The organism is Limosilactobacillus agrestis (assembly GCF_014145585.1).
GTDB classification, from domain to species: Bacteria; Bacillota; Bacilli; order Lactobacillales; family Lactobacillaceae; genus Limosilactobacillus; species Limosilactobacillus agrestis.
The window spans coordinates 69,830-81,129 of sequence record NZ_JACIVF010000065.1; the positions used below are offsets into that span (position 1 = coordinate 69,830).

9 protein-coding genes and 7 tRNA genes are annotated in these 11,300 nt (G+C 37.9%); 3 read left to right on the forward strand and 13 right to left on the reverse strand.

Features of this window, described 5'->3' with window-relative positions:
* Nucleotides 1-181 precede the first annotated feature (181 nt).
* The 5 genes from H5R88_RS07500 to nrdD form a co-directional block, all read right to left on the reverse strand.
* Nucleotides 182-1,882: a phosphoenolpyruvate carboxykinase (ATP) gene (locus H5R88_RS07500; RefSeq protein ID WP_182600672.1), complete on the reverse strand. Its 1,701-nt coding sequence runs from the start codon at nt 1,880-1,882 to the stop codon at nt 182-184.
* A gap of 154 nt (nt 1,883-2,036) precedes the next feature.
* Complete coding sequence (apf, locus tag H5R88_RS07505; protein WP_182600673.1) at nt 2,037-2,819, reverse strand: aggregation-promoting factor; 783 nt, start codon at nt 2,817-2,819, stop codon at nt 2,037-2,039.
* 383 nt (nt 2,820-3,202) lie between these two features.
* Nucleotides 3,203-4,096, reverse strand: coding sequence for a SufD family Fe-S cluster assembly protein (locus tag H5R88_RS07510; protein WP_182600674.1), 894 nt, complete (start codon nt 4,094-4,096; stop codon nt 3,203-3,205).
* An 8-nt stretch (nt 4,097-4,104) separates the two neighbouring features.
* Entirely contained in the window at nt 4,105-4,683 is a 579-nt protein-coding gene (nrdG, locus tag H5R88_RS07515) for an anaerobic ribonucleoside-triphosphate reductase activating protein (RefSeq protein WP_182600675.1), read from the reverse strand.
* A 69-nt stretch (nt 4,684-4,752) separates the two neighbouring features.
* On the reverse strand, nt 4,753-6,987 hold the full coding sequence (gene nrdD, locus H5R88_RS07520) for an anaerobic ribonucleoside-triphosphate reductase (protein WP_182600676.1): 2,235 nt from the start codon (nt 6,985-6,987) through the stop codon (nt 4,753-4,755).
* Nucleotides 6,988-7,390: 403 nt separating this feature from the next.
* Here nrdD and H5R88_RS07525 point away from each other — a divergent pair, with 403 nt between their 5' ends.
* Nucleotides 7,391-8,788: a DHA2 family efflux MFS transporter permease subunit gene (locus H5R88_RS07525; protein WP_182600677.1), complete on the forward strand. Its 1,398-nt coding sequence runs from the start codon at nt 7,391-7,393 to the stop codon at nt 8,786-8,788.
* Nucleotides 8,789-8,827: 39 nt separating this feature from the next.
* Here the strand turns inward: H5R88_RS07525 and H5R88_RS07530 are convergent, their stop codons facing one another.
* Entirely contained in the window at nt 8,828-9,379 is a 552-nt protein-coding gene (locus H5R88_RS07530) for a GNAT family N-acetyltransferase (protein ID WP_182600678.1), read from the reverse strand.
* 606 nt (nt 9,380-9,985) lie between these two features.
* On the opposite strand from H5R88_RS07530, the gene H5R88_RS07535 reads away from it, so the two are divergent.
* Nucleotides 9,986-10,144, forward strand: coding sequence for a hypothetical protein (locus H5R88_RS07535; RefSeq protein WP_182600679.1), 159 nt, complete (start codon nt 9,986-9,988; stop codon nt 10,142-10,144).
* 49 nt (nt 10,145-10,193) lie between these two features.
* Nucleotides 10,194-10,391, forward strand: a complete 198-nt coding sequence (gene tnpB / locus H5R88_RS09875) for an IS66 family insertion sequence element accessory protein TnpB (protein ID WP_372457365.1) — start codon at nt 10,194-10,196, stop codon at nt 10,389-10,391.
* A 244-nt stretch (nt 10,392-10,635) separates the two neighbouring features.
* Here the strand turns inward: tnpB and H5R88_RS07545 are convergent.
* The 7 genes from H5R88_RS07545 to H5R88_RS07575 all read right to left on the reverse strand — a co-directional run bounded on the left by H5R88_RS07545 (nt 10,636) and on the right by H5R88_RS07575 (nt 11,280).
* Nucleotides 10,636-10,720: transfer RNA gene (locus H5R88_RS07545), tRNA-Leu, on the reverse strand.
* 14 nt (nt 10,721-10,734) lie between these two features.
* Nucleotides 10,735-10,805: transfer RNA gene (locus H5R88_RS07550), tRNA-Cys, on the reverse strand.
* Between the two features lie 36 nt (nt 10,806-10,841).
* A tRNA-His gene (locus H5R88_RS07555) sits at nt 10,842-10,916 on the reverse strand.
* Nucleotides 10,917-10,933: 17 nt separating this feature from the next.
* Nucleotides 10,934-11,004: transfer RNA gene (locus tag H5R88_RS07560), tRNA-Trp, on the reverse strand.
* A 6-nt stretch (nt 11,005-11,010) separates the two neighbouring features.
* Nucleotides 11,011-11,093, reverse strand: a tRNA-Tyr gene (locus H5R88_RS07565).
* 5 nt (nt 11,094-11,098) lie between these two features.
* A tRNA-Phe gene (locus H5R88_RS07570) sits at nt 11,099-11,171 on the reverse strand.
* Between the two features lie 36 nt (nt 11,172-11,207).
* Nucleotides 11,208-11,280, reverse strand: a tRNA-Val gene (locus H5R88_RS07575).
* Nucleotides 11,281-11,300 lie beyond the last annotated feature (20 nt).

The following is an 11,300-nucleotide window of genomic DNA, read 5'->3' on the forward strand; positions in this document are numbered from 1 at the left end:
TTTTTTATAGTCGCTCAAACGTTGATTTAATCACTTTTTAGTAACTTGTAAAATTATAACTAGAATTATTTCATGTAAAAATTATTCAAAAAAACTGCTTATTTTTTCTTGTCGACACAAAAATCGCCCTGTAACAGACTGTTTGTTACAGGGCGATGACAAAATTGTCTTAATCGTAATCTTAATTATTCATCAAAACATCAAGCAATTCTTGAGCTGATTCTTTCAAAGCGTCCTTTGATTTGTCATTTCCAAGGTGAGTAAAGATTTCGCCGACGTATACATCTTGAGCAAAGAGCTTCGTAAAGACCTTATCAATAATCGGCTTAGTCAATTCTGGTTCTTGAACTGGACCAAATGGGTTAGCAAAGAATGTCTTGCTCATTCCAACTTCATCAGTTGTTCCCAGAGCCTTCCGTTGTCCAGCAATAAATACCTTTTCTGCCTCTTCCTTGGTATCAAATCGATGAATACCAACTTCATCACTATAATTATTAGCGTATAGCCACATATCAATATGATGATGTTTAATTACATTTTCGTAGGTATCGGCAGGAATAATAACCCGGGCATTCTTTTGTTCAGGGTTAAGGTAAACACCCCGGTCCATGTTATTAAAGGCTACAGCACTACTCAAATCATCAAGACGAACAAAGGCACCAGTTTCTGTTCCTTGAGCATATACCCCTGGTTCACCATCAGTAAGGGTAAAACTTCCCATGTCGTCAAAGATTGTTTCCATGCTGACAATCTTGTCGTCAGCTAATTCTTGCAACGCTTCAATTGATTCTGACTTTCCGGCACCTGAATCACCGAAGAAGACAACATTCTTTTCTTTCCCATTAGTAAATTTAATCTTCAACATGGAGCCATGAATTGGTAGGCGACCATTATAAATCTGATGAAGGTTATGGAGCGTCAAGCACATCTTCTTCATATAACCAAAGTAAGTAGTCTTATCTGTGTAAGGAACTTCTCCAACCCACAAATCATTTTTTTCGTCACGATAGTAATGAGAAACCATGCCTTCTGTTTCTTTGAGGCCGAAAAGAAGAATCATATCTGGTTTTTGCCCCTTAATCTCATCGGGCGATGCAATTTCAAATAAGTTTGAAAGAGCGATTCCATTTACCAAGTAATCGACATTGAAGTAAATAAAGGCTAAACTTTCACCAATTTTGGCTGGGTAACAATACCATTTACCACGTTCACCATGGAAACGTTCGATCGGATTATCCTCTACTTCGGAAAAGACTCCTTCTCGTTTGTTACTCTTAGTATGCATCATCATTGGTGGACGAAGCATCACCGTATTAATAAAATCAATGTCCTTTAATTCTTCATAACCAGCTGGAATCTTCCAATCTTGTTGTTGAACTAAGATCGTTGCGTTAGTTGCCGCATTAACTTGTCGATAAGTCCGGTTTTCAAAACCTTGAAGCTTTTCTTCGAGAATCCGGTATGCTTTACGCACTAAGTCGTTGAATTGAGTATCAATATTCCGGAACTCGTTACCGATAATCTGGTTATCGCTAAGATTAATTACTGATACCCGTAATAGTGAACGATAGTATGAGTATAATTCTTCAACGCTCTCAAGAATGTCTTTAGGATCATATTCATCAAATGCACTATCATCATCAAAAAGAACTTTCTTTAAGATATCAACAAACTTATTAACAGTAGCATTATCAAAAGCATCATCGTCATTATCAGGGTTACGTGAAGCTAAATACAAACGAACAATTTCCTTTAATTCATCACTATTAATTAATGACGGAATATCAGTAAAGTAATTTTGACTATAGTTTAACGTTGCAACACCGCGGTCAGGATTTACATATAATGATTTTGTATCAATAATCTGACTCTCTTTTGACATGGATCTCATCCTTTCATCACTTGAATAATTCTATTATAGTATATTTTTTTAGATTAGAATGAAAATAATATTAACTTTTTTTCATTTTATCAAAAAAGTGAGAAATTATCCCTCATCGAGACAACTTCCCACTTTAACAATTAATTATTAAATTTTAATACCAACCATGTGATTGCCAGAATGATTGAGCGGCACTCCATGAACCATAACGACTAGTTACATATTGGTCCGCTACTCGTTCTTGGTTAGCTTCTGAGTAGTCACCATTTAAGTATGATGATGATAATTGGTATTTACCAACGTATTGACCATTACGAGCACTGTAATTACCACCAGATTCGCGAGCAGCAATCCATGCCTTAGCTGCCGCATCATTCCCACTAACACTTGAGCTGTAGTTTGAACTAGTAGCTTGTGCTTGTACTGGTGCACTGTAGCTTTGCTGGGCAGCATTTGAAACAGTTGATTGTTGTTGAACTGTTGCTTGAGATTGTACTGGAGTCTGTGATTGAGCAGGTGCAGAAACTGGTGCAGCTGATGATTGTACTTGACTTGTTGCTACTGGAGCCTGACTAGCAACCACGGGAGCTTGGCTTGGTTGTTGGCTTTCAACGCTAGCTGAGGCTGGAGCTTGAGATGCTTCAGGTAAGGCAGCAACTTGTTGAGCAGTTGCTGAAGCTACTTCACCATCATCTTTAATTACTAACTTTTGACCAACATAAATTAAGTTCTTGTTGGCAATTTGATTAGTTGAAGCTAAAGAGTCAACATAAGTTAAGTCATGACCCAATTTATAGGAAATACTTGATAAGGTATCACCACTTTGCACCGTGTAAATAGAATCAGCATTAGCAGTAGTTGCAGTAGCGAATGTTCCCAAAGCAACAGCACCTGCTACGGCAACAGTGATTTTCGCGATGTTTTTAGTTAACTTCATAAAGAAAAATCCCATCCTTTTCATAAAATTCTTTTTATTAGTTAGTTATTTATTAGTTTAATTTAGTTTATGTTGTTGAGTCCTCATATCTCTCAACACCTATTACTATACGCCCTTAAAATTACATGCGGATTACTCCCAAATATCAATTCAGTTGATTTTCGTAATACTTTGTAATAAAGATTTTAATAGTTTGTCAAGTAAATTAACCTCAGCCACATCCTGATGGCAACTTAGGTCTAGCTAACTTTTCAACAGAATTAGCCAAAATTTGTAACATAATAATAAATAAGTCGCTGAATTTTTCTTATCAAGAAGAATTTCAACGACTTATTTTTCGTTATTAATGATTTCTTGTAACATTGATGTAATTAACTTTAAGCTTATTCAGCAGTCATTATTTGTTTTAACCAGTTATCACTACTAGCCAATTCTTTTAATGGATGGATATCTTCGCTAATTGTCAGTGGTTCACCGGCTTTTACTTTAAAAGGTGCTCCAATGACCGTTTCTGGATCCCGATATTGGGTAAGAGTGGCAGAAGTCCCCTTACCAAAACCATCAACCATTGCGGTCAAATGTTGGGGTCCCTCTAAGGCAATTACCGGCGCCCACTGAGTATTTTGACCATCTAGAAAGCTATAAACGTCAACAGTCGCTTTAGTTTGTACTTGGCTCGCTACCTCAAACTGCAGGGTTGAACCATGGGCTTGGTATGCATGAATTGTCCGATAGATATTTTTACTAGTTGAGCAATTTGCTTGCCTGTACGTAACATGCGCATTAGCCCCTACTAAAATTTCTGTTGCTTCATATGATGGTAATAGCGTATCATTAACCATCCGTTCTTCAATTACTACGTTAGCTCCCGCACTGACGACAATAATATTATGAGAGTTAGCAGAGTTAAGGTGGGGACTAAAAACAATTGGACGCTCCCGAATAACTTGTGGACGCAAATATATAAACTGCCCACAATCAATGTTTGCAAGGTGCATGGCTGCTAACTGGCTATCCTGCCAAAAGATCGCCTTCTCCATCAAATTTTCTTGTAGTAGTGTTGAGTATTCATTAACCGCTTCTTCAAGAGGCATCGCAGTTAGGCTATCTTCCTGTAAGGAAAGCCAACCCCTGCTTATACCAGTTGTCCCCTTTTGCCAGGAATCTCCCCATTCTTCTTGGGCAGGTAAAGTTGGAAAACGTGATTGCAGTAGAACTGCTAGTTGACGCTTTTTCTCTAACCACGCTGGCTCTTGCTTCCAAATTTTTGCCATCATTTTCTCCTCTAATGAACAAGCTTATCCCAAATAACCACTTTCCCCGTTTGAAGAGATTGCGGAACGTCAATAATGCGTTGGTTAGAACTTCCCCTAAACTGAAGGGTAAGGTCCTTTTTAGCTAGCAAGAACCGACCATCGACTAGAATATCGAGGTAGTGCAGAAGTTCAAGTTTATCGCTCGACTCCTTCATTAATTCTTCCCAAGTATAGCCAGACCATGACCAAATATCCTTTTCATGACCGAATTCTTTGCGGACCCGTTTAACTAGCTTAAGACAAACTTGCGTGTTAAGAAATGGTTCGCCACCCAATAAAGTCAATCCTTGAACATAACTTTGAGAAAGATCCTCAATAATCTTGTCTTCTAAATCCTGAGTATATGGCTGCCCGTAATGAAAATTCTGTGCCGCCTTGTTATAGCAACCTGGGCAATTAAAGAGACAGCCACTAACATATAAACTACATCGGACCCCTTCCCCATCAACAAAATTAAAGGGCTTATAGTCTGCAATATATTGTAGTGAATGATCTTTTGCTAGCCATTCTTGCGGTTTTGGGTTGCGGGGTAATCGTGTTTCTACCATTTTTTCCTCCTATATAATATATAATAAAAGGTCGATAGCTTTGCGGGCAATTGACCTTTTGATAATTAATTAAATTTGATCACCAGTAATATGAGCATGGGCTTTATTATCCATTTGCCGCTGTTGTTCAAATTCAGCTGCATTCTTGATCATTCCAGCATTCATATGTTTAACCCGGTGAATGATTTCCTCATGCCGTCCATGAACCATTGGTCGCTGCTGTGGGTTACCCAGATAACCACACGTCCGCTTAACAACATCACAAGTTGCCGGGTCATGGTTCCCACACTGCGGACACTTAAAACCACGAGCAGTTGCTTCGAATTCACCTTTGAATCCACACTTAAAACACTGATCAATTGAAGTATTCGTTCCAAGATAACCAACATGATCATATGCCCAGTCCCAAACTGCTTCTAGGGCTTTTGGATTTTGGCGTAAGTTAGGATATTCGCAATAATGAATAAACCCACCGGCCGCATACTTAGGGAAAGCCTCTTCAAATGATAATTTTTCAAATGGTGTCGGATGTTTCCGAACATCATAGTGGAAGCTATTTGTGTAGTATTCCTTATCTGTTACATCTTCAATTCGACCAAACTTCTTCAAATCATCTTGACAAAATGTATCTGTTAACGATTCAGCAGGGGTGGAATAAAGACTAAAGTGGTATCCTTCTTCTTTTTCCCATTCAGCACATAAATCATGCATTGCCTTAGTAATTGCAATTGCAAAGTTATGCGCTTCTTTATTATGCTCCCAATTTGACCCATAAAAAGTCGTACATACTTCATATAAACCAATATAACCCAGTGAAACGGTCGCCCGACTATTCTTAAAGACTTCATCGACACTATCAGTCTTTTTTAGCCGTTTACCAAATGCACCATACATATAAAGAAGGGGAGCATTTTCTGGCTTGGCTTCTTTAGTTCGCTTAATCCGGTAATCCAAGGCAATCTTACAAATATTCATCTTCTCTTGAAAAATTTCCCAGAATAGTTGCTTATCGCCATGAGCCTCAAGGGCAATCCGTGGCAAGTTGACCGTCACTACCCCTAAGTTCATCCGTCCTGAATTTACTTCTTTACCAGTTTCTGGATCTGTCCATCCCTGTAAGAACGAACGGCAACCCATTGGTGTCTTAAAACTCCCTGTCAGTTTCTTAATCTTGTCATACATCAAAAGGTCTGGATACATCCGCTTCGTTGAACATTCAAGCGCCAATTGCTTGATATCATAATTAGGATCTTCAGGGTTAAGGTTTAAGCCCCGTTTAATAGTAAAAGTTAATTTAGGAAAAATAGCTGTACGATGTTCCTTACCAAGGCCCTTAATCCGGATCTTCAAAATGGCTTTTTGGATCTCCCGGGCAATCCAGCTTGTTCCTAAGCCAAAGTTAATGGTCGTAAATGGAGTTTGACCTTGGCTAGAATAAAGGGTATTAATCTCGTATTCTAAAGCTTGCATTGCATCGTAAATATCCTTTTTTGTCTTCTCACGAGCAAATTCTTCCCGTTTTTCTGGTACTATCCACTCTTCGGCATCCTTCATATGCTTTTCATAATTTAGTTTTGCATACGGTTCCAATAATTGATCAATCCGATTAGCAGAGCATCCCCCATATTGCAGTGAAGCCACGTTAGCAATAATTTGCGACATCTGAGCAGTAGCTGTTTGAATCGAGCGTGGTGAAGAAACCCAAGCATTACCAATCTTAAATCCATGCTTAAACATTTCATCAAAGTCAATTAAACAACAGTTAGTTTCAGGCGTTACCGGTGAATAATCAAGGTCATGCCAATGAATATCACCCCGAAGATGCGCCTTGGCTACAATACCCGGAAGCATTCGTAATCCTAATGCACGGCTCACGACGCCTGCTTCAAGGTCCCGTTGAGTATTAAAAACATGGCTATCTTTATTAGCATTTTCGTGAACAACCCGTGAGTTTCGGTCGAAAAGCTGCTCTAACTTATTTTGGGGATTAGTAGCTGCAGCAAATGTTTCCTCATCATGCTGGCGATAATCACGGTAAACTTTTGCCAATTCTTCATGATTAGCATTAACCAGTCCTTTGACAAAGAGATCCGCAATCTTTTTAGTAGTGACAGTTGTTTGATTAAGTAGGGCATCCAATAAGGTAACATAAACACTTTGGCTGGTCTGCTTATCAGCATTGAGCGCATTCAAAACAAGGTTAATCTTATAGGAATAAAATGATGTTACTGTTCCATCACGTTTAACGACTTGAATACTTGTTAAACTTTTAAGATCCTTCTTATCAACTATTTGCACTTTCATTTTTATTTCCCCTCTCGTAATTAACGTTATCTATCATAGCTCAAAATACAACTTATAGGAAGTGTTGACATTCTAAACACTATATGTTGTGGTCAAATTAGTTTCTTAAATATTTATTCATATTCTATTCTGATCTACCAGGAATAAAATGAGATCACAAGCAACGACGCTATTTTGCGATTATTATAAGACCTTTTAAATCATTTATTTTTAAATTCCTATTATCACTGAATAGAATTTTTTATCCCTAAAAATCGAATTTGAAAGCACTAAATCTAGCTTAATAATCTTAAGTAACATACTTAAGATTATTAGTTATTAAAAAAATAGCTTACGAGCAGCTGGAGCGATTTGCTAAACTAATCTTTGTGCAATTTTTAGGATAAAAGGAGTTTTTATATTTATGGAAAATGCTTTACAAGCTCGTAAGCAAGTAGCGCATCCAGGATTGATGATGGTTAGTATGCTACTGGGAGCTTTTGTCGGAATGTTTAGTGAAACTTCATTAAACATTGCATTGCCAAAATTGATGGCTGCTTTTCAAGTAAGTACGTCAACAATTCAATGGTTAGTTACTGGATATATGTTAATTATTGGTATTATCTTGCCACTTTCCAGTATTATTACTAAATGGTTTACAACCCGCCAAGTCATTATTTTTGCATTAATCGACTTCATGGCTGGAGCATGTATCTCTGCCTTAGCGCATAATTTTACTATTTTGTTGATTGGACGAATGATTCAGGGAATCGGAACAGGTTTAATTCTTCCATTAATGTTTGCAGTGGTGATGCAAATCTTCCCACCAAAACAAATTGGGGCCGTTCTAGGAATGTGTGCCCTCGTAATCATGTTTGCCCCTGCAATTGGTCCTACTTTAACCGGGCTAATTCTTGCCAAGTTATCATGGCAATGGATCTTCTGGCTCTTTATCCCATTTTTATTTATTGCCTTGATCTTTGCTATCACTTCATTAAAAAATGTTGGCGAAATTACTAAACCACATGTTGATACGCTCTCAATTGTTGAATCTGCAGTCGGTTGTTCAGGACTTGTTATTGGTGCTAGTTTAGCTAGTGAAGATGGTTGGACATCACCTGCAGTTCTTAGTGCATTAATAATCGGAATTATTGTTTTAATCTTTTACGCCCATCGCCAACTTCATCTGGAAGAACCAATTTTAAACCTTCATATCTTTAAGTATCCGGCCTTCACAATTGGTTCTTCAATCGTGATGCTTGATTTTGGAATTATTCTGTCGACGATGTATCTTTTACCGTTATTCTACCAACGAGGGCTCTTAGTTTCTGTTGCCCTTACTGGATTAGTAATGCTCCCTGGTGGAATTATTAATGCAGCTACTTCTGCAATTGCAGGTCGCCTTTACGATAGCATTGGAGCTAAACGTCCTGTATTAATTGGTTTTATCCTTGCTTTATTTGGCGCTTTGATGTTGGCCTTTACTACATCACATAGTTCACTTCTTTATGTAATCTGTGCCCATATCATTTTAATGATTGGTTGTCCTTTAGCAATGTCTCCTGCACAAACTAGTGCTCTAAGCGCGCTCTCTGGATTAGAATCTGGAGATGGCAGTACAATCATGAATACGATGCAGCAGGTTATCGGTGCTCTTGCAACAGCCCTAGCTACTAGTTGCTTAGCTTGGGGTAGTTCATCTATTAGCGGATCTGAAACTGTTCGCTTCACCAACGGTTTCCATTATGGCATTTACTTCGCAATAATCTTAATTGTGGTGGCACTGCTCTTATCATTCAAAATTAAAGATCGGAAAAACTAAATAAATCCTCACTATCATTTAGGTAGTGGGGATTTATTTTTACTCTTTAATAATTTTATATGGTAAGTAATGACGTCGATGTTTAGTCAGATAACTATCCATTAACTGTTGGTAAAATTGTGGATTCACGCTTAATTGAGTACTTAAAAGATCAAATTTTTCATTACCCTTTTCAACGGTATAAAGACCCGTTTTGACAAAACCATTTTTAGCGTAAAAACGGTGTCGTCTAATTCGCTGTTCATTATTTGGTGCTTGTGGATCTGGACGTTCAGCGCTAAGGGTAATCTGCTTTCCAGCATAACGTCCCTTTAGCATATCTAAGACTGCACTCCCAAAGCCTTGACTATGATACCGCGGATCAATTGCCAAGAAGAAAATATAGGCCATTCGTTTATTGTAAACTGTATAGAAAAAGCCAACCCACTTTTCTTCATTATAAATACTGCAAAATTCAGCTTTTCCAGCCTTGGCCCGCATTTTAAGTAAAGATAATGGTAAAAGTTCATTTTGGGGAAACACGGTATTATAGACCCGCTTGATATTCTTAAAATCATTTGACTTTGTAGACGCTTTACGTATTTCAATCATTTAACGATTCCTCCATTTACGTAATAGTACCTAAAAAGACAACAATAGACAAGAATCTAAGTAAACTTTATTAGTTTTTTGAAAGAAGAGACATTTTAATTTAGGTGTGGCAAAAAGATTGACAAATTGTTTTAACGCAAAAACTCCTGTAATCTTTAGTATATAAGAATTACAGGAGTTAATCTTAGGCTAACCTATATTTCATATTGCTTTTTAATTGGCTTCTAGTAAATAATTCTAATATCAATAGTCCATGACTGTCCATATATTGAAGATTTTTTGTTTCTTTAAACATTTCAATCATCCTTATCTCGAATCTTTAATCCCCACTTGGCGAGTCTATAACTTGCGTATACATCTATTGCTAAAATTATAATGCTGATAATTATTTTCATTAATTTAACTTCTCTTCTCACAATTTTTGGAAACATCGAATAAAACTAGTCAATACAGCTATGCATCTTTTCATTATTGTTCTAATTTAATTTAGACATGCGCTTTCTCTATAAAAAACCACTCTTTATACTGTAAGCAGTCCGTATCCACACGTCTAGCAATAAAAAGCTTAGTTATACTAAAAGCAATTTTAGTACAGGAGTTTTTTCTGTGGAAGGAAAAAACGATATTGTAGCACCAATTTTTAAGACCAAGAATTCAGTAGTTAATAAGGATAAATTTATTCCTCGGCCAGCTGCAAAACTGCAAGTTGATAACATTGGATTAACAATTTTAAGGGATCTAATCTCAGCCTTGCGGCCGATATAACTAAAGTGGTTATTCCATTAATTGGCACGCACCGGAGCATGTTTACCTTATTTGCAATAAGACAGACCTCCGTAAAGGAATTGATAGTTTAGCGATGATAGTTGCGGAGAACTTTGGACTGGAGTTATATAATAATTCTCTTTTTTTATTTTGTGGTAGTCACAATGATCGGTTCAAAACCCTTTATTGGGATAACGAGGGCTTCATTCTGCTATATAAAAAAGAAAACTTTCATTTCCTGGGATAGACATTGAATACCTATGCTTATTTAATTAATGAATACAAAGATAAATCAGATAAAGCCTTTTTAAAGCGTTGGATTTTTAATTATAAACCGTGCACTTTCCGTGCACCGGTTATACCAATTTGCACCATTTTATACCATTTCTTTAAAATCAAAATTTAAGCTAAAAAAATAGGAGAAAGCCTGTTATAACAAACTTTCTCCTATTCATTAGCTTAGCTGACAGTTTTGTACCAAAGTACTAATATGCCTCCGGTGGGGGTCGAACCCACACTCCCTCAACGGGAACTGGATTTTGAGTCCAGCGCGTCTGCCAATTCCGCCACAGAGGCATCAGCTAACTAAAAGGTGGTAATCGGATTTGAACCGATGATAAAGGTTTTGCAGACCTCTGCCTTACCACTTGGCTATACCACCAAATAGTTAAGATTAAGTAATACGCTTAATCAAAAGGGCGGTATGTGGGATTTGAACCCACGCGTGCCGGACCCACAAACCGGTGTGTTAACCAAACTTCACCAATACCGCCAAAATATTCAGTTAAGCAGGGATAGTAGGAATCGAACCCACAATGACGGTTTTGGAGACCGTAGTTATACCGTTTAACTATATCCCTATAAAATGGGGGAGAGTGGATTCGAACCACCGAACCCGAAGGAACGGTTTTACAGACCGTCGCGTTTAGCCAGACTTCGCTACTCCCCCATAAATGGCGCGGGACGGAATCGAACCGCCGACACACGGAGCTTCAATCCGTTGCTCTACCAACTGAGCTACCGAGCCATTGTGTCATGGGTATATACAACTATTAAGTTGTAATGGAGGATACAGGGCTCGAACCTGTGACCCCCTGCTTGTAAGGCAGATGCTCTCCCAACTGAGCTAATCCTCCAAAAGTGACCCGTGCGGGAT

Excerpts from the sequence above, each read along its gene's own strand:
- H5R88_RS07500 (WP_182600672.1), bottom strand. The coding sequence starts at position 1,882 with ATGTCAAAAGAGAGTCAGATTATTGATACAAAATCATTATATGTAAAT.
- apf (WP_182600673.1), bottom strand. The coding sequence starts at position 2,819 with ATGAAGTTAACTAAAAACATCGCGAAAATCACTGTTGCCGTAGCAGGT.
- H5R88_RS07510 (WP_182600674.1), bottom strand. The coding sequence starts at position 4,096 with ATGATGGCAAAAATTTGGAAGCAAGAGCCAGCGTGGTTAGAGAAAAAG.
- nrdG (WP_182600675.1), bottom strand. The coding sequence starts at position 4,683 with ATGGTAGAAACACGATTACCCCGCAACCCAAAACCGCAAGAATGGCTA.
- nrdD (WP_182600676.1), bottom strand. The coding sequence starts at position 6,987 with ATGAAAGTGCAAATAGTTGATAAGAAGGATCTTAAAAGTTTAACAAGT.
- H5R88_RS07525 (WP_182600677.1), top strand. The coding sequence starts at position 7,391 with ATGGAAAATGCTTTACAAGCTCGTAAGCAAGTAGCGCATCCAGGATTG.
- H5R88_RS07530 (WP_182600678.1), bottom strand. The coding sequence starts at position 9,379 with ATGATTGAAATACGTAAAGCGTCTACAAAGTCAAATGATTTTAAGAAT.